This is a genomic window from Gemmatimonas sp., from assembly GCF_021298855.1.
Lineage (GTDB): Bacteria > Gemmatimonadota > Gemmatimonadetes > Gemmatimonadales > Gemmatimonadaceae > Gemmatimonas.
On the sequence record NZ_JAJTHI010000008.1, the window covers coordinates 42,537 to 60,287 of the forward strand.

Below are 17,751 nucleotides of genomic sequence, written 5' to 3' on the forward strand. Positions count from 1 at the left end.
GAACAGGGTTGCAGCGCGGCCATCGTGGCCCCGTGTACAACGCGCCCCGGCCGGAAGCCGGCCGGGGCGCTGAGACCCACCGGAGTGGGCGGTTACTTCTTGGTCGTGTCAGGAGCCGGAGCCGGCGTGCTCGGCGCCGCCGCACCCGGCGCCGCCGGCGGACCCTGCTGCGCCTTGCTCGAATCGGCCTTGGCGCGCACGCCCTTGGCCAGCTCGATGACCTTGTCGAGCCCCGCCTCGTTGATGGCGAAGGTGTACTTCTTCTGCACCGCGCGGGCCACCGGGTACGGCACGTCCACGAACGGCACTTCGTTCTTCACGAGCTTGCTGAAGAAGGCTTCCACCTTGGCGCCGGCAATCTTCTCCTTGTCGCCGCCCGCCGCCTTGGCACTGTCGGCCAGCTTGGTGGGCTCCACCCCCAGCGATGCCCACGACTGCGTGACCGCGTTCTTGAAGTTCAGGAACAGGTTCGACATCTCGGCCGTGTCCACCGTGGCCTTGGCGCTGTCGGCCTGACGCAGCACGAGCTCGTTGCGCACGATCTGCTTCACGAACTTCTCGACCAGCGTGTCCGGCGCCTGCACCAGCTGCGGGCGGATCTGCGACGACGGCGGATAGGCCGCGAGCCAATCGGCGAAGCGCGACGCGGTGAGCTTGCCCCCCTTGTAGGTGGCCATGGCGTCGTTGTCCTTCATGTAGCCCAGCGTGTTCTTCGCGATGGCCTTGGCCTTCACCGTGGCGTTGGCCTCGACCTTCACTTCGTTGCTCGCTTCGAGCTTGGCCAGGTACGTGCTCTCGGCAATGGCCACGTTCCGCTGCTTGGCGATGGGCGCGAACTTCTCCGCGACGTCGGCGTACGGCGAGCGGTAGATGATGTGGAAGCCGAACGACGACTGACAAAGCTCCTTGGAAATCTCGCCGGGCTTGAGCGCCGCGACACACTTCTCGAACTCCGGCACCATCATGCCCTTGCCGAACAGCCCCAGATCTCCGCCGCGCTCCTTGGCGCCCGGCTCGTCGGAGCGGGCGGTCAGCGACACGAAATTGGCGGGGGTGGCCTGTTGCAGGATGCCCTGCGCCTTGCTCTTGGCGGCCGCGATCTGCTCGGGCGTCGCCCCCTGCTCGGTCTTGATGAGGATGTGCCGGGCGGCATATGCCTCACCGCTGTTGTACCGCTCCTCGTCGCTACCCGGGACCTGCGCCTGCCAGCCCTTGGAGACGTTGTCGTAGAACTTCTTCACGCGGATGTTGTCGAGATTCGACCACAGTGCGTCCTGCATGACCTTCGGATCGGTGAGCGAGTCACCCTTGGCCGCCGCGAGCGCGACCAGCTGGTAGTTGACCCACAGCTCGGCAATGGAGCGCGCCACATCCTTCTCGAGGGGCGCCTGCGACTGCCCCACGATCTCCGCGAGTCGAGCCGCCGAGAGCTGCTGATTGCCGGCGGTCGCCGCCACGTCGGGATTGGACGCTGCCCCGCAGGCAACGGCGAACGCGACGGCACCCAGCACGGACAAACGGTATGATTTCATCAGGTCGGACTCCGGTAGCGGAGACGAAGGTCAGGGAACGAGGGCCTTGAGGGCGCGGACCAGCCCGTCGAGCATCTCGGCGCCCCCCAGGCGGGTGAGCTTGAGAGCCAACGGCTGCGCACGGCGGACATCCACCTGGAATTGTACCCCGTGGAACGCCGCAGACAGCCCCTTCAGGCGCGGAACTGCGTCAGCCCTGAAAGTAATACGCGCCTCGGAAGCGCGCACAAGCACCCCCTCCACCCCCAGGGCGGCCCCGATCACCCGCAGCATGGCACTGCCGAAGAGCGCCTCGGCGGGGGCCGGCAGCGCCCCGAACCGGTCACGCACCTCCTGCCGCAGCGCCTCGATGGCGCTGGCATCCCGCAGCGCCGTGAGGCGGCGGTAGACATCCAGCTTGGCCTCCGGCGACGCGATATAGTCGTCGGGGAGGAAGCTCGGGAAGTCGAGGGTCACGTCGGCCGGGATCCACGCCTTCTGCGACCCGTCGTTGGACAGCTGCCGCACCGTTTCGTCGAGCAGGCGCAGGTACAGGTCGAACCCCACCGAGTGCACGAACCCGGACTGCTCGGGGCCCAGCAGGTTGCCGGCGCCACGCAGCTCGAGGTCCTTGAGGGCCACCCGGTAGCCGGCGCCCAGTTCGGTATGGTGCTCCAGCACCGCCAGACGGCGCTCGGCGTCTTCGTCCACCCGGTCGGGGACGAGCAGGTAACAGTAGGCACGCCGGTGCGACCGGCCCACGCGACCACGCAGCTGGTACAGCTGCGCCAGCCCCAGATGGTCGGCCCGGTTCACGAACATCGTGTTGGCATTGGGTACGTCGAGGCCGCTCTCCACGATGAGCGTGGAGACGAGGATATCGAGCTCCCCCTCCACGAACTGCCGCATGATCTTCTCGAGGTCGCGCTCCTTCATCTGCCCGTGCCCCACCCCCACGCGGGCACGCGGCACGATGCGGCGCAGGTGGTCGGCGATCGCCTCGATGGTCTCGATGCGGTTGTGCACGAAGAACACCTGCCCGCCGCGGTCGAGCTCACGGCTGACCGCCTCCTCGATGAGCGCGTCGTCGAACGGCTCCACGAAGGTGAGCACCGGCGAGCGGTCGCGCGGCGCCGTCTGCATGAGCGTGAGGTCGCGCAGCCCCGCCAGCGACTGGTGCAGCGTGCGCGGAATGGGGGTGGCCGTGAGCGTGAGCACGTCGGTGCTGAGCTTGAGCTGCTTGAGCCGCTCCTTGTGCTTCACGCCGAAACGGTGCTCCTCGTCAACGATGATGAGGCCAAGCTCGGCGAACGACACATCGGGGCTCAGCAGCCGGTGCGTGCCGATGATGATGTCGATCTGCTTCTTCTTGAGCTTCTCCACCACCACCGCCTGCTGCCCCGCGGTCTGGAAGCGGCTCATGACTTCCACCGTGACCGGGAAGTCGGCCAGCCGATCGCCGAAGCTGCGCGCATGCTGTTCGGCCAGAATGGTCGTGGGCACCAGCACCGCCACCTGCCGTCCGCTCTGCACCGCCTTGAAGGCGGCACGAATGGCGATTTCGGTCTTGCCGTACCCCACGTCGCCCACGAGCAGGCGATCCATGGGGCGCTCGCCTTCGAGGTCCCGCTTCACGTCTTCGGTGGCCTTGCGCTGGTCGGGGGTATCCTCGAAGAGGAAGCTGCTCGCCAGCTGGCGCTGCCACGCCCCGTCGGCGCCGTGCGGCGGCCGCGTGGTGACCTTGCGGCGCGCATAGAGGTGCAGCAGCTCCTGCGTCATTTCCAGGATGGCCATGCGCGTCTTGTCGCGCTGCGCCTTCCACTTGTTGCCCCCCAGCTTGTGCAAGCGCGGCGGGGGCGCGTCGTCGCTCACATCGCTGGCGCTGCGATACCGCTCGATCTGATCGATGCGGTACAGCGGCACGTTCAGCCGGTCGCCCCCTTCGTACTCGATGACGGCACTTTCGATGGTGGCCTCGCGCACGAACACCTGTTCGATGCCGCGATAGATGCCGATGCCGTGCTCGAGGTGCACCACGTAATCGCCCGGCTTGAGCGCCCCCAGCGACTCGAGCGACGCGCCGGTGCTGTAGCGGCGCGCGCGCCGGAGGCGGCGTTCGCGGCGGAAGATCTCGTGGTCGGTGAGCACCCGCACCACGTTGGGCACGACGAAGCCGCCCCCCAGCACGCCGATGGCGAGCGACGCGGCCACGGGCCCGTCTTCGCCGAGCAGTTCCTCGAGGCGCTCGGCCTGGCCGGCGTTGTCGCACAGGATGACCGTATGCAGCCCGTCCCGCTGCAGGCGGCGCAGCACGCGCAGGTCGCGGGAGATCGTTTCCGGATGCCGAATGGGGAACACCACGTCGGGCTCCGGCCCCACCGGCACATGGTCGGCGGCATTGGTGCTGACGGCGCGCTGCGGCGGCGGGTTGAAGCGCACCGTGCCGAAGCGCGCGAGGGTGCTCGCCATCTTGGGCGGCTCCACGAAGAGCCGGTCGCGGTGCGTGTACTCCTCACCGCGGCGCAGGGCGAGCTCGATATGATGCGACGCTTCCTCCCAGGTGCGCACGAGTTCGGGCAGCACGCTGCTGCCGCTCGGCATGATCACCAGCGAATCGGCGGGCCAGAGCTCGGGGAGCGTGACGCGCTCCCCGCGGTCGTCGCCCAGCTGCACGCGACCGTCCACGGGCAGCACGAGCGCCACCGCGGCGTCGCGCGTGCTGCGCTGCGTGTTGAGGTCGAAGTGGCGCAGCTCGATGATGTCATCGCCCCAGAACTCGAGGCGCACCGGCTCCGCCATGCCGAACGAATAGATGTCGAAGATGCCGCCGCGCACACTGAACTGCGCCACGTCTTCGACCATGGGCACGCGCTCGAAGCCGATACCCTCCAGGTGCGCCGCCAGCTCCTCGGGGCGCCGCACATCCCCCTTGCGCAGTTCGAGCCGAGCCCCGGAGAGCGCCCTGGGGAGCGCGGTCTTTTCGAGCACCGCCCGCGACGTGGTGAGCAGCACGCGCACACCGCTGCGCCCCAGCTTCTCGAGCGTTTCCACCCGTTCGCCGGCCACTTCGGCGTGCGGCTCCACTTCCCCGAATCCTTCGCGCGGCGGGTAGAGCGCCACCGGCACATCGTCGACCAGCGCCTGCAGGTCGGCGAGCCACCGTTCGGCGTCACCCAGCTGGTCGGTGATGACCACGACCAGCCGCTGCGGCAGCGCGCGCGCGAGCGCGGCCACCAGCACCGCATCGGCGGACCCTGCGAGGCCGCCAATACGAAGAGACCCACCCGGACCGGGGAGGGTCTTGAGCACACGGTCGAAGGCGGAGAGCCCGGCGACCGCGTCAAGCAGACGTGGAAGTGCCATCTACAACCTGGAGCAAGAGAACAGGAAGCCGGAAACCTAACGACCACTCACATAGGCTTCCGCCAACAGCGCGGCCAAGGCCAGCGCCACGAGGGGTAACAGCAGGGCCTGCCCCGCTGCCCGGGAGAACACGGCGTCCTGCCACTGGGTTGCATCGGTGGCAGCCACCACGTCCCGACCAACCACGAGTCCCGCCACCGTGGCGTCGGCATTGGTGTTGGCGCTGGTGCCGGAGGCGGCGGCGAACTCCGATTCCGACGGCTCCCCGTTCACCACCAGGGCCCCCGCCCTCGCCTCCTGCCGGCGCAGGAAATAGACCCCGGCCTGCGCGGGGACCGTGAGCCGATCGGACGCCAACGGCGACACGGTGCCGTCGGGGGCCTCGAGACCGGAGATGTCGCGCAGGCCGCTCACCACCTGACCGGGGCTGGCCTCGATAAGGCGCCCGTCGTCGCCCAACCGCCTCGCCAGCGCCTCCAGCAGCCAGGGCACGAACGCCGCGTCGAGCGGCAGGTCAGTGGCCTCGGGGTCCACCGGCGAGCCGAGCAGCACGTACCCCTCGCCAGCCACCACCCACGGCGCGCCGCCGGCCGTGGCGATGGTATCGGGGGCACTGGTCGGCGCCGCCGCCCCGCTTCCCGGGGAGTACTGCAGGGGATACCGGGTACGCACCGGGGTGCCGTCGAAGGCACGGGCCGAGATGGAACTGGTGTCCGCGGCGCCGCCGCGCGCCGGCACGCGGGCCAGCACCTGTGAGCGGGCAATGGCGCCAAAGCGCCACGGGATGCCGAGGCGTTCGAGCTGGCGATTGGCCTCCCCCACCCCAATGGGGTCGCGTGGTGCCGTGAGCAGCACCGGCAACCGGGTACCGGGGGCGTCGGCCCCCGATACGGTCACGGCACGCGATTCCCCGGCACGCGCACGGGCCAGCCGCCCTTCGTCCACGAGGGTGCCCAGCGCGGCGCCCAGAAACAGGCCACCCTCACCGCGCACGTTCACCGTGGGTGGCGGCGCGACGCGCACGGCAAACCACCGCGTGTCGTCGGCGCGCAACGCGTCGGCGTCCAACTCCACGCTGCCGCGCACCCAGCCGCTGCTGGTGCTGGCGAGACGCTGCGTAACGCGCGCCGGCGCGTCGAGGGTGGCGGGCGGCACCGTGCCACGCGCCACGGTGCGGCCATCGAGTGTCAGGCGCCACGCGGCCGCATCGGGGGAGGTGACGGCCAGCGTGACCGTACCACCGGGCGTCCAGCGTACCGGTTCCGGCGTGGCCTGCAGCACGGCGCGATTGCGCGGCAGGGGGCCGCCGCGCAGCAGCGTGACCACCGGGACCTCGTCGCTTTGTACGACCGAGTCGCTGCGAAACGAACTGCGCTGGCCGTCGCTGACGATGGCCACCACCGGGGTGCGGGGCATCCCGCTGCGCGCCAGTCCCACGGCGCGGCGAGTGGCGGCGGCCAGGTCGCCGCGCCCTCCCACCGGTTGCAGCGCGTCGAGCCCGGCGCGCAGCGCCTCCGGCCCACCACCAATGACCCGGCCGTCGGCCGTCACGATCCACGCCCGATCGTCAGCCGTGAGTTCATCCACCAGGCGCCGTGCGTCGGTTCGCAGGCTGTCGAAGCGCACCTGTCCGTTCTGGACCACGCCGGTGCTCAGCGAATTGTCCACGACGATGGCCACGGCCATGGGCGCGTGCCCCACACCCAGCAGGCGCGCGATGGGGCGCGCCGCCGCCAACGCCAACGCCAGCACTGCAAGCAGCCGGAGCAGCAGCAGCAGCCGGTTGCGCAGCTTGAGATCGCGGCTGTGTTCCTGCTCCATGCGCTCGAGATAGCGCACGGCGGGGAAATCAATGACACGCCCGACGCGGCGGCGCAGCAGGTGCACCAGCAGCGGCACACCGGCCAGCAGGCCGAGGGCGAGGAAGGCGGGGGCAAGGAACGCCATCAGCAGAACGCCATCAGGGGTGCGCCATCAGCGGGTGCGCCATCAGCGGGTGCGTTGCTTGGGGTGGAAGAGCACGTCGGGCAAGTCCGTAAAGTCGTCGTCCTGCGTCCACACCACACCGCCAACCATCTTCGCGGTGGCGTAGACGATGCTGTCGGCAAGCGGCAGGTTGTACTGCCGCCCGAGCTTGGCCGCCGTGAGGGCAAGACTTTCGTCCAGCGCCACGACCTGCCCCTGCTGCATGACGGCCGTGACCTGCAAGGCGTCTCCTTCGCCACGCTGCCGGGCCACCACCTTGAACACCTCGGTGAGACAGATCGCGGGCACGACGAGATGCTCGGTGTGCTCAATGGGAGGTGCGAACACGGCCGCCGTCGGCTCATCGGCGAAGTAGGCCAGCCAGGCGGAGGAATCGACGACGTTGAGTCGCGCGCGCTTCACCACGCCGCAGCCCCGACCGGGCCAACGTGCCTATCAGACACGATCGGCGCCACGCCCGCCATCGCGAGCGATGGTGGTATCGAGACCCTTGAGGAAGCCGCGCAGGGCGCGTGCAGGGCGCAACGGGATGAACTCCACCCGATCGTCGTAGGCGATGGCCTGGACCTGTTGGCCCGGCTCGAGCTTGAGGCGTTCCCGCACCGCGCGCGGAATCACCACTTGGAACTTCGGCGAAATGGTCACGATGTCCATGGTGTCTCCGGCGAAGGCGATCGATCGCGAAATCGTACAACAGAAGAATACATCGATCCATCCGGCGGCACACCACCACGCCGCGGCGCGGCGCCTGGGGCACGGCTCACACCATCGCCCCGCGCCCGTTCACCCCCACCAGATGGCGCAGCGCCCGCCCGAATGGCTCGTCCGTGTAGGCCAGCGCGTAGCGGGCACCGGCCCGGCCGAGCGCCGCCTTCCAGTCGGCGAGCGCTTCCTGTACGGTGGTGCGGTAGGTGGTGCGCACGTCGCCCGGGCTGGCCGGCACTTCGTGGCCGCTTTCGGGATCGCGATAGCGCGCCTCGCCGCTCTCGGGGAAGTCGCGCTCGGCGGGGTCCATGACGTGCAGCACCAGCACCTCGTGGCCGCGGGCGCGCAACGTACGCGCGGCATCGGCCGCGGGCGCGGGGTCGGTGAGCAGATCGGAGAGCAGCACCACGAACCCCGGGCGGCGCACCAGCTTGCCGGCCGCGGCAAGGGCGTCGCTCACATTGGACGCCGTTCCGCCGCCGGGTTCACCAAAGGCCGCCACCAGCCGACGCCATTGCCCGCGCTGCGAGCGCGGGGGTACGACATCACGCAGCCCCGCGTCGAAGCGCACCAGCCCCACGGCGTCCCGCTGACGCAGCAGCAGCAGCGCCATGGCGCTGGCCAGCCGCTCCGCGTAGGCCAGCTTGGACAGGCGCGACGGGTCCCCGGTCCACTGCATGGAGGCGCTCACGTCGAGTACGAGCATGGCGCGGGCGTTGGTCTCTTCCTCGAACTGCTTGACCACCCAGCGGTCGGCCCGGCCGGCGATGCGCCAGTCGAGGTAGCGCAGGTCGTCGCCCGGCATGTACGGGCGATGCTCGGCGAACTCTACGCTGAACCCCTTGCGCGGCGACCGGTGGAGCCCGGTAATGAAGCCGTCCACCACCCAGCGGGCGACGAGCTCGAGGTGGCCGAGTGCGGCGAGGACGGCGGGATCGAGTTGGTCGGCGCGGGGCTGGGACATGCCACAACGTACGCCAATGGCAGGCATTTCGTTCTTCGGCCACGCGCGGGCGCCGGCACGGGCCGCGTTGGCTTGGGGACAGGCACGGCGCCGACTACCGTCGGGTTGCGGCCTTCTGCGACGTGAGTCTTATTTCACGAAGTGGGCAGCGAAGCAGTTCGGCGACAAAGAGCCTTCAGGGAGGGCACGTGTTCCGATTGACGAGATTTCGCATGGCAGTGGCGGTGATCCTTCCCGCGCTGGCCCTCGCGCCTCTTGGCGCCCAGGCGCCGTCGGTGAGCGTGACGAAAGTCACGCCGGTCCGGGCGGTGGAGAAGTGGCCGGGGATGACGCTGGTCGCCGATCAGGATGCACACACGGTCGTTGTGGCGGTCACCCGCGGTCCGCGGCAGACGGCGGTGCAGGTGCTGTCGCCAGTCGCCCCCACGCGGGCGTCGTCGGTCCGCAGGGGCAAGCGACTCCCGGTGCGTTCGCTCCAGGCCGACGAACTCGCCCATTTGACGACGTATGGCTCGCGTCCCCTCATCCTGGCTTTCGCGTCCAGCGCGAAGCCCAATCTCGACGCGTTCGTGCAGCAGAACCGCTGGGCGCCCGACATGGTGCTGGACACGGCCGTCACGTCGGTGCAGGAAGTGATCGGTGTGCTGGGACGGGAACTGTTCGACGAGGCAGCGGTCGTGAGCGTCACCGTGGCCGAGGCGGCGTCCCCCGTGTTGCTGTCCGCTCAGGCCAATGCCTTTACGTTCGTCGAGAGTTGCGGGAACGGGGCCGCGAGCTCGGTACCAAGCGGCAATGTGTCCTATACCGGCGCGCTCGGCATCGTCGGTTACCCGGACTTCAACTGGGGTGCCGGAAAGCTGATCTCCGGGCAGTCCTTCAAGATCATCCCGGCTCGGTCCGTGGGGAGCGCCTGCATTGACGCTCGCATGGCGCTCTTTCCGATGCCGACTCCCGGTACGCCCCGGCGGCCCGTGCCCGCGAACATGCCGGCTGCGGCAGAACTGAAGATGCCCCCGGTCTCGGACAAGCCGGTGGAAGCGATACCGGCGCACATGGCGCCGGGGCCGGTGGTCAACCCGCCCGCGCCCAAGCCCCCCCGCTGACGCCAAGGCGGACGCGCACGCGAACCAGGAAGGCCGGCTCCCCATCGTGACGACGGGAGCCGGCCTTTTGCGTTCAGCCTTGGGCACGGTTCCCGGCCCTGCTATGTTGAAAGGTTATCCCAGTTTCGGTACTTCAGAGGACGGCCCCGTTGCATCTCAGCCACATCCGCAATTTCTGCATCGTCGCGCACATCGATCACGGCAAGTCCACGCTGGCGGACCGCCTCATCGAAAAAACCGGCACCCTGCAGAAGCGGGAAATGAAGTCGCAGGTGCTCGACACGCTCGACCTCGAGCGTGAACGCGGCATCACCATCAAGTTGAACGCCGTCCGCATGAGCTACACCGCGGGCGACGGTCAGAACTACGAGCTCAACCTCATCGACACCCCCGGCCACGTGGACTTCACGTACGAGGTGTCGCGGTCGCTGGCCGCCTGTGAGGGCGCCATTCTCGTGGTGGACGCGTCGCAGGGCATTCAGGCGCAGACGCTGTCCAATCTCTTCCTGGCCATGGACGCGGGGCTCGAAATCATCCCCGTGCTCAACAAGATCGACCTCCCCGGCGCCGAGCCGGAGCGCCGTCGGCAGGAAGTGGTGGACCTCATCGGGTGCCTGCCCGAAGACGTGCTCTGCGTGAGCGGCAAGGAAGGCACGGGCGTGCCCGAACTGCTCGAGGAAATCGTGCGGCGCGTGCCGCCGCCCACGGGTGAGCTGGACGGCCCGCTGCGCGCGCTCATCTTCGATTCGTACTACGACAAGTACCGGGGCGCCATTCCCAGCATCCGCGTGGTGGACGGCGAGATCCGCAAGGGCATGAAGATCACCTTCGGCGTGTCCGACAACGTGTACGAAGTGGCCGAAGTGGGGTATCTGCAGCTGCGCCAGGTGCCCACCGACGTGCTGCGCGCCGGCGAGGTCGGGTACGTGCTCGCCGCCGTGCGATCGGTACGCGAGACGCGGGCCGGCGACACGATCTTCGACAAGGACAACCGTGCCGCCGAAGCGCTGCCGGGCTATCAGGAAGTCAAGTCGTTCGTGTTCGCGGGCATCTACCCCACCGACACCACGCAGTACGAAACACTGCGCGACGCGCTCGAGAAGATGAAGCTCAACGACGCGTCGCTGCAGTACGAGCCGGAAACATCCACGGCACTTGGCTTCGGCTTCCGCTGCGGGTTCCTCGGGCTGCTGCACATGGAGATCGTGCAGGAGCGGCTCGAACGGGAGTACGACCTCGATCTCGTTACCACGGTGCCGAGCGTGGAGTACCACGTCACCAAGACGGACGGCACGGAGTTGCTGGTCGAGAACCCGGCACTCATGCCGCCGGCCGTCGTGATCGACGACGTGCAGGAACCGTACGTGCGCGCGCGCATCATGTGCCCCGCCGAGTACATCGGGCCCATCATGACGCTCGGCATGGAACGGCGCGGCATCTACAAGAACACGCGCTTCCTCGACACCGTGCGCGTGGAGCTGGACTGGGAGTTCCCGCTCGGCGAAATCATCCTCGACTTCTTCGACAAGATGAAGACAGTGAGCCGCGGGTATGCCTCCCTCGACTACGAGATGCTCGAGTACCGCTCGAGCGATCTGGTGCGCCTCGACATGCTCATCAACGGCGACGCCATCGACGCGTTCTCCGTGATCGTGCACAAGGACAAGGCGTACGAGTGGGGGCGCAAGGTGGCGGAGAAGCTCAAGGAGCTCATTCCGCGCCAGCTCTTCGAAGTGGCCATTCAGGCCACCATCGGCCAGAAGGTCATTGCGCGCGAGACCGTGAAGCCGCTTCGCAAGGACGTGCTGGCCAAGTGCTACGGCGGCGACATCTCCCGCAAGCGCAAGCTTCTGGAGAAGCAGAAGGAAGGCAAGAAGCGCATGAAGCAGGTGGGCAGCGTGGAGATTCCGCAGGAGGCCTTCCTGGCGGTGCTCCAGGTCGACTGACCACGTGATCTCGGCGGTCCTGCAAACCAGCTTTCTCGGCGACATGGTCCTCACCACCCCGCTCCTCGAGCGGCTGGCTGGTGAGGGCCGTGTGCATGTGGTGGCCACGCCGGCCAATGCGGCGCTGCTGAGCAACCATCCCGCCGTGGCCAGCGTCATCGTGTTCGACAAGCGCGGCGCGGATCGCGGGCTGGGCGGTTTGCGCCGTGTGGCGCGGCAGTTGCGTGCGGTCGGGGCGCAGCGCGCCTATCTCGCGCAGGGGTCGAGCCGTACCGCCGCGCTGGCCTTTCTGGCACGGATCCCGGAACGGATCGGGTTCGACACCAGCGGTGGGCGCCTGTTCAGCACGCGGCGGGTTCCGTTCGAGCCGTCGCTGCATCACGCCGCGCGCCTGTGGCAGCTGGCCAATGCGCCCGGTGACGCCACGGTCCCTCCGCCACTTCGCCCCTCGCTGTTTCCGGGGGAGCGCGAACAGGCCGCGGTAGCGGCGCTGCTGGCCGCGCACCAGGTGCACGACGGTGACCCGCTGGTGGCCCTCGCCCCCGGCAGCGTGTGGGCGACCAAGCGCTGGCCGTCGTTCGACGCCCTCGCTGCGGCGCTGGTGCGCTCCGCGACACTGCCCAACGCGCGCCTGGTGGTGTTGGGCGCCGCGAGCGATGCGCCGCTCGCCGCCGCCATTGACGCGGCCGCACGCACCGTGGGGGCACCGCCCATCATCGATGCCACGGGGCGCCTGTCGCTGCTCGGGTCAGCGGCGCTGCTGGCCCGCTGCCGCGTGCTCGTGACCAACGACTCGGCGCCCCTCCACCTCGCCAGCGCCATGAACACCCCCACGGTGGCGCTCTTCGGCCCCACGGTCCCCGCACTCGGCTTCGGGCCACTGGCGGAGCGGCAGATCGTGGTGCAACACGACACTCTTCCCTGCCGCCCCTGCCATGCGCACGGCCCCATGCACTGCCCCCTTGGGCATTGGCGCTGCATGCGCGATCTCTCGCCGGCAGCCGTGTGCGCGGCGGCGGAGCGCGCGGCGGCGGAGCGCGCGGCGGCGGCTCAGTAGCGGATCGCCTGACGCAACCGCTGCCAGAACTGCTCATCGAAGGTACTCGACGCCAGCGGGTTGCCGCCGCCGACAGCGGCCTCGTCGCCGTGGCGCACCACCACGAGGTCGAGGCTGGGGACTACGTAGATCTTCTTGTCGCCCTTGCCCAGCGCCGCCACCAGGTCACGGGGCGCCGCCGGGACCAGCGGGCCGCTGAGGGTGGGCAGCACAGAGGGCCCGGGAAGGCGGTGACGGTCGCTGCCGTTGAGCCACCAGAGCATGCCGTAGGCAGGATTGTCATGCGGCGCCGGGCGCCACATCTGCGTCACCCACGACGTATCGGTGACGACGCGCGTGGTGCCCCATGCGCCGCGGGACAGCGTGAGCAGACCGAAGCGCGCCATGTCCCGGGCGCTGCAGCTGAGGACGAAGCCCGGTTCTCCGGTGTCCACGTTGAATCGCCAGGTGCACGACATGCCGATGCGATCGAACAGCCGCGTGCGCGAGGCCGTGGTGATGTCCTGTCCTGCGGCGCGCGTGACCACCGCAAAGAGCTGGTAGTAGGCCGGGTTGTTGTAGTAGAACCGCGTGCCCGGTGCGACGACCGTGCGCAGGGAGTCATCGAGCCCGGAGGACATCTGCAGCAGGTGCCGCACGGTAATGCGCCCCTCGGTGCCGGGGCTGCGCGACCATCCGGCGCCCAGATACTGGCTGGCCGGGGCCTCGAGCGAGAGGCGCCCTTCCGCCTGCAGCTGCCCGATCAGCGTGGCGAGCACGCTCTTGCCGGCGGAGGCGATGATGCTGTCCGTCTCCCCGGTCCATCCGCGCCAGTACCGCTCTGCCACCAGACGCCCGCGCCAGGTGATGACCACGGCGGTGGAGCGTTGCGTACCGGCCCAGTCGAGGGCGGCGCGCAGTGCCGTGGTGTCCCAGCCCAGGGCGCCGGCACTCACGGTGGGCCACTCCGCCCCGGGCGCGGGGTGCACGAAGGGCAAGGCCCGCACATCGGCCGGCGGTGCCGGCAACGGTGACGGTGATGGTGCCGCCGGCGTCGGCGCTGGCGCGGTAGGGCCGCCGCCGCAGGCCATCAGCATTCCCGGCACGAGAAGTCGGCAGAGACGAGAGATCAAGGGCATACCCCATGGACGCGCCAGCGCCCGGCGTGTTAACCGCGCCCCGTGGGACGTTATGTTTCCGACCATGTCCTCACCGTCCCTCTCCCCCGCGTCGCAGTTCATCGTTGGTGTCGATCTTGGCGGCACCAACATTGTCGTGTCGTCCATGTCGCTCGATGGCTCGCGGCTCTTCGGCGCCCAGAGCGAACCGACCCACGCGCAGGAGGGGGCGGACGCCGTGGTGGCCCGCATGGCGCGTATGGTGAACACCACCATCGACGTCACGACGCGCGAGGCGGGGGTACCGCGGGGGGCAGTGTTGGGCGTGGGCATCGGCGCCCCCGGCACCGTGGACCGCAAGCGTGGTCTGGTGCTCGCCGCCCCCAACCTCAAGTGGTACGACTTCCCCCTCATCGAGCGCATGGCTGCGCTCACGGGGTTGCCGGTGCGCATCGACAACGACGCGAATTGCGCCACCTACGGGGAGTGGTGGCTGGGCGCGGCACGCGGGGGGACCAACGTGGTGGGCGTCACGATCGGGACGGGCGTGGGCGGGGGCATCATCGTGGACCGGCATGTGTACCACGGCTCGAGCGACGCCGCCGGAGAGATCGGGCACATCACCATCGACCTCAACGGACGTCGCTGCGGCTGCGGCAACTACGGCTGCCTCGAGGCGTACGCCTCCGGCAGCGCCATCGCCGAGCGGGCGCGCGAGGCGCTGCACAACAATGAATCGTCGGTCTTGCCGTCGCTCGTCGACGGTGATGTCAGTCGCATCACGGCGGCGGTCGTTTATCAGGCTGCGGGTCAGGGTGACGCGCTGGCGCTGGAAATCGTGCGGGACACGGCGAAGTATCTGGGTGCCGGCATTGCGAATCTGCTCAACGTCTTCAATCCCGACGTGGTCGTGATCGCCGGTGGCGTGACGCAGGCGGGGGAAGCGCTCTTCGGCCCGTTGCGCACCGAAGTCCGCCGCCGCGCCTTCAAGAGTGTCTCCGACAGCTGCCGTATCGTGCCCGGCACGCTGCCGGGGACCGCCGGCGTGGTGGGTGCCGTGGCCTCGTTCATCTCGCAGACCACCGGCCAGCCGCCGGCGTGACGATGTCAGCCACGGCCGGTACCGGCGCGCCACGCAAACGCGTGGGGGTGATCGGCTCCTTCGTGTGGGATGTGCTGCATGGACGCGACCGGCGCAGCGTACCGATGGAGGAGTGGGGGGGCATTACGTACTCGCTGTCGGCGCTCGACGCGGCACTGCCCGATGACTGGGAGATCGTGCCACTCGCCATGGTGGGTGACGATCTGGTGGAACGGGCGCAGCTGTACATCCGGGGGCTGCGTCGCATGGCCCCCGACGCCGCGCTCATTGGTGTGCCGTACCCCAACAACCGCGTCGAGCTGCGCTACCTCGACGACGAACGGCGCACCGAACATCTCACCGGTGGCGTCCCCGGATGGACCTGGCTGGGGCTCAAGCCGGTGCTGGACGCGGCGCGGCTCGATGCGCTCTACATCAACCTGCTCAGCGGGTGGGAGCTCGACCTCGAAACGGCGCAACTCATCCGCGCCCACTTCACCGGCCCCATCTACTGCGACCTGCACATGCTCGTCATGGCGGTCCAGGCCGACGGCCTGCGCACGCCGCGCCCGCTTCCCAATGTCGCGGAGTGGTGCAGCTGCTTCGACGTGCTGCAGGTGAACGAGGACGAGATGCGCCTGATGGCCCCCGATTCCATGGCGCTCGCGGCCACCGCGATGGCGGCCGGGGTCTCCATCCTCGGCGTTACCCTCGGCAAGCGCGGCGCGGCGTACTTTGCGGCGCCGGGCATTGAACGCCTGCAGGATCTGCCACCGCGCCGAGGTCACAACGTTGCGCTGTCCACATCACCACGGGGTGGCGCTGGGGCGCTTGGCGCCGTGCGCACGGCACTCGTGCCCGGCGTCGCGCCGCGCGTGGACGGCCCCGGAGATCCCACGGGATGCGGCGATGTGTGGGGCGCCACCCATTTCTCACGACTCCTCGCCGGTGATAAGTTGACGGAGGCCATCGCGGCGGCGAATCGGGCTGCGTCGCGCAACGTCGAACATCGTGGGGCCAATGGTCTCGCGAATCATCTCCGCGGAGAGCTCAGCACCACGTGACGATCGTCATCAGCGTGCCGCCCTCGCTCGACGAACACTCGTTCGAGCAGGTCATCGAGCAGCTCGCCGCCGCCCCCGACGGATCGAAGATCCTGCTCGACGCGCGGCACGCGCGTTGGGCCTCGCCGTATGGGCTGACCGCCCTGTTGTGCGTGCCTCAAGCCCGCCCCGAGCCCATCGGCTTCGCGGTGCCCGAGCACCCCGACACGGTGCGCTACTGGTCGCGCGCCGGCTTCTTCCGCCATGCGGCCGAGTTGTACGAACTGCACGGCGCCGTGCCGCGCGCCCGCGAGGCGCACGAAAGCGAGGTGCTGCTGGAAATCACGCCCATCGCGAAGAGCGACGATGTGCACGGCGTGGTGGGACGCATCCAGCAGAAGGCCGCTGACATTCTGCACGGCCAGCTCAACCTCGACACCGCGGTGACCGGCGCCTTCGGCATGACGCTGAGTGAGTCGTGCCAGAACATCGTCGAACATGCCGGCGTGGGCGGGTGGGTGGCGGTGCAGACCTACAATTACAAGCAGCGCCTGGGCCGTCGGGTGGTGCAGATCGCCGTGTGCGATGCCGGCGTGGGCTTCCGCACGTCGCTCGAAAGTTCGCCCGGTCATCGTCACAAGGATCGCTGGGATGACGCCATGGCCCTCGAGGATGCGGTGCTGCGCGCCGTGTCGCGCTTTCGGCACGGCGATGCCGGTCGTGGCCAGGGACTCGCGGGGATCCGGCGCTTCGTCGGGCGCTGGCACGGCAAACTCACCGTGCGCAGCGGCACGGCGCGCCTGGGGATCATTCCCGAGTGGGACGAGGATGTGCCCATGACCGAGGGGCTGCCCTTCTTTCCGGGGTCCCAGATGCAGATCATCATCCCGGAGCGCTCGGCCGATGCGCCGGCCCGCGCCCGCAGCACGGCGGCGGCAACCCGCGGCCGGAGCCGCTTCTGATGCACATCGACGTGGGTATGGTGCTGCGCGGCACGGTGTGCGACCTGTATTCCAATCTCGTCACCCGCCCCACCGGGGCGGCGGTGCGATCGGCGATCGAGCGCCAGGTCACCGAGATCGGGGCGCCGGTGGTCACCACCATCGACTTCTCGCAGGTCAACCTGCTCGATTTCTCCTGCGCCGACGAAATCGTGGCCAAGCTGCTGCTGCGCTATGCCAGCGAGGACGGACCACCGGGGTATCTCACCTTCCGCGGCATTCACGAAGGCCACATCGATCCCATCGAAACCGTCCTCGAACGGCACGCCCTGGCGCTGGTCTCCTGGCACGAGGGCGAAGCGGAGCTGTTCGGTTACGTGGACGACGACGAGCGCGATCACTGGCTCACCGTGCGGGATCACGGGCCGGTGCTCTCCGCGACCGTCGCGCAATTGTTGGGGGTGGCACCGGAGTTCGCCGAAGGGCAGCTGGAGCGGTTGGCCCGCCGTCGCCTCGTCATGCGTCACGAGACGGGGTATTCGGTACCAGGCGTGGTGCATGGCGCGTCCGGTACGTTGCCGGGCCACGGACAGGGAGTACAGTGAGCGACGACAAGAAGCGTCTCGGGGGCCCGGTGGGCGGGGCGAGCAAGCGGGGTCTGTTCAGCGGGTTCTCCCCCCCGCTGCAGGTGGTGGGGTTCATTGCCACCCGCATGGGCGATCCCGACCGCGGTCCCCTCGTCCGCATGCGCCCCGATGACGCGCTCATTCGCCTCGTGACCGCGGGCGATCTGGTGCGTGTGGTATCGGACCGCTGCTCGGAGCTGGCCGTCCTGGAGGTCGATGAATCGCTCCCGCGCGGGGGCGTCGTGCTTCGGGACGTGGTGGGCGCGTCGCTGGCGGAAGTCATCCGGGTGCTCCGGGTGGACAGCGCCCCACGTCCTCGTCCCTGATC

15 protein-coding genes are annotated in these 17,751 nt (G+C 69.1%); 8 read left to right on the forward strand and 7 right to left on the reverse strand.

Going from position 1 to position 17,751, the window contains the following annotated elements; genetic code table 11:
• Positions 1-92: 92 nt before the first annotated feature.
• The 6 genes from LW840_RS03625 to LW840_RS03650 all read right to left on the reverse strand — a co-directional run bounded on the left by LW840_RS03625 (position 93) and on the right by LW840_RS03650 (position 8,529).
• A complete protein-coding gene (locus LW840_RS03625; protein WP_291276419.1) occupies positions 93-1,511 on the reverse strand; it encodes a peptidylprolyl isomerase in 1,419 nt (472 codons plus the stop codon).
• 51 nt (positions 1,512-1,562) lie between these two features.
• Positions 1,563-4,874, reverse strand: coding sequence for a transcription-repair coupling factor (mfd, locus tag LW840_RS03630; protein WP_291276420.1), 3,312 nt, complete (start codon positions 4,872-4,874; stop codon positions 1,563-1,565).
• Positions 4,875-4,910: 36 nt separating this feature from the next.
• On the reverse strand, positions 4,911-6,821 hold the full coding sequence (locus LW840_RS03635; protein WP_291267513.1) for a BatA domain-containing protein: 1,911 nt from the start codon (positions 6,819-6,821) through the stop codon (positions 4,911-4,913).
• Between the two features lie 42 nt (positions 6,822-6,863).
• A complete protein-coding gene (locus LW840_RS03640) occupies positions 6,864-7,265 on the reverse strand; it encodes a type II toxin-antitoxin system VapC family toxin (protein ID WP_291276421.1) in 402 nt (133 codons plus the stop codon).
• A gap of 30 nt (positions 7,266-7,295) precedes the next feature.
• Positions 7,296-7,514 (reverse strand): AbrB/MazE/SpoVT family DNA-binding domain-containing protein, encoded by a 219-nt coding sequence (locus LW840_RS03645; RefSeq protein ID WP_291267515.1) that lies wholly within the window; start codon positions 7,512-7,514, stop codon positions 7,296-7,298.
• A gap of 106 nt (positions 7,515-7,620) precedes the next feature.
• Positions 7,621-8,529, reverse strand: a complete 909-nt coding sequence (locus tag LW840_RS03650) for a DUF58 domain-containing protein (RefSeq protein ID WP_291276423.1) — start codon at positions 8,527-8,529, stop codon at positions 7,621-7,623.
• A gap of 212 nt (positions 8,530-8,741) precedes the next feature.
• Between LW840_RS03650 and LW840_RS03655 the strand changes: the two genes are divergently transcribed.
• The 3 genes from LW840_RS03655 (at position 8,742) to waaF (ending at position 12,635) form a co-directional block, all read left to right on the forward strand.
• A complete protein-coding gene (locus LW840_RS03655; protein ID WP_291276424.1) occupies positions 8,742-9,632 on the forward strand; it encodes a hypothetical protein in 891 nt (296 codons plus the stop codon).
• Positions 9,633-9,781: 149 nt separating this feature from the next.
• Positions 9,782-11,578 (forward strand): translation elongation factor 4, encoded by a 1,797-nt coding sequence (lepA, locus tag LW840_RS03660; protein ID WP_291276425.1) that lies wholly within the window; start codon positions 9,782-9,784, stop codon positions 11,576-11,578.
• Between the two features lie 4 nt (positions 11,579-11,582).
• Positions 11,583-12,635, forward strand: coding sequence for a lipopolysaccharide heptosyltransferase II (waaF, locus tag LW840_RS03665; RefSeq protein WP_291276426.1), 1,053 nt, complete (start codon positions 11,583-11,585; stop codon positions 12,633-12,635).
• Here the strand turns inward: waaF and LW840_RS03670 are convergent.
• Positions 12,629-13,711 (reverse strand): serine hydrolase domain-containing protein, encoded by a 1,083-nt coding sequence (locus tag LW840_RS03670; RefSeq protein ID WP_291267416.1) that lies wholly within the window; start codon positions 13,709-13,711, stop codon positions 12,629-12,631. The genes waaF and LW840_RS03670 overlap by 7 nt on opposite strands.
• Before the next feature lie 106 nt (positions 13,712-13,817).
• Between LW840_RS03670 and LW840_RS03675 the strand changes: the two genes are divergently transcribed.
• From LW840_RS03675 to LW840_RS03695, 5 genes are read left to right on the forward strand one after another with little or no spacing between them, the layout of a single operon-like run.
• Positions 13,818-14,834, forward strand: a complete 1,017-nt coding sequence (locus LW840_RS03675) for an ROK family protein (protein ID WP_291276427.1) — start codon at positions 13,818-13,820, stop codon at positions 14,832-14,834.
• Positions 14,831-15,877 carry a hypothetical protein gene (locus LW840_RS03680; protein ID WP_343213654.1) on the forward strand — a complete coding sequence of 349 codons (1,047 nt, stop codon included), beginning with the start codon at positions 14,831-14,833 and terminating at the stop codon, positions 15,875-15,877. The genes LW840_RS03675 and LW840_RS03680 overlap by 4 nt, the downstream gene beginning before the upstream one ends.
• Positions 15,874-16,818 carry an ATP-binding protein gene (locus LW840_RS03685; RefSeq protein ID WP_291267415.1) on the forward strand — a complete coding sequence of 315 codons (945 nt, stop codon included), beginning with the start codon at positions 15,874-15,876 and terminating at the stop codon, positions 16,816-16,818. Before LW840_RS03680 ends, LW840_RS03685 begins: the two co-directional genes overlap by 4 nt.
• Positions 16,818-17,402, forward strand: a complete 585-nt coding sequence (locus LW840_RS03690) for a hypothetical protein (protein WP_291267414.1) — start codon at positions 16,818-16,820, stop codon at positions 17,400-17,402. The genes LW840_RS03685 and LW840_RS03690 overlap by 1 nt, the downstream gene beginning before the upstream one ends.
• Positions 17,399-17,749 (forward strand): hypothetical protein, encoded by a 351-nt coding sequence (locus LW840_RS03695; protein ID WP_291267413.1) that lies wholly within the window; start codon positions 17,399-17,401, stop codon positions 17,747-17,749. Before LW840_RS03690 ends, LW840_RS03695 begins: the two co-directional genes overlap by 4 nt.
• The last annotated feature ends 2 nt before the right edge of the window (positions 17,750-17,751 follow it).

Bases quoted from the DNA above. Each gene is read 5' to 3' on its own strand.
- mfd (WP_291276420.1), bottom strand. From the start codon at position 4,874: ATGGCACTTCCACGTCTGCTTGACGCGGTCGCCGGGCTCTCCGCCTTC.
- LW840_RS03635 (WP_291267513.1), bottom strand. From the start codon at position 6,821: ATGGCGTTCCTTGCCCCCGCCTTCCTCGCCCTCGGCCTGCTGGCCGGT.
- LW840_RS03645 (WP_291267515.1), bottom strand. From the start codon at position 7,514: ATGGACATCGTGACCATTTCGCCGAAGTTCCAAGTGGTGATTCCGCGC.
- LW840_RS03650 (WP_291276423.1), bottom strand. From the start codon at position 8,529: ATGTCCCAGCCCCGCGCCGACCAACTCGATCCCGCCGTCCTCGCCGCA.
- LW840_RS03655 (WP_291276424.1), top strand. From the start codon at position 8,742: ATGGCAGTGGCGGTGATCCTTCCCGCGCTGGCCCTCGCGCCTCTTGGC.
- LW840_RS03670 (WP_291267416.1), bottom strand. From the start codon at position 13,711: ATGCTGATGGCCTGCGGCGGCGGCCCTACCGCGCCAGCGCCGACGCCG.
- LW840_RS03675 (WP_291276427.1), top strand. From the start codon at position 13,818: ATGTCCTCACCGTCCCTCTCCCCCGCGTCGCAGTTCATCGTTGGTGTC.
- LW840_RS03690 (WP_291267414.1), top strand. From the start codon at position 16,818: ATGCACATCGACGTGGGTATGGTGCTGCGCGGCACGGTGTGCGACCTG.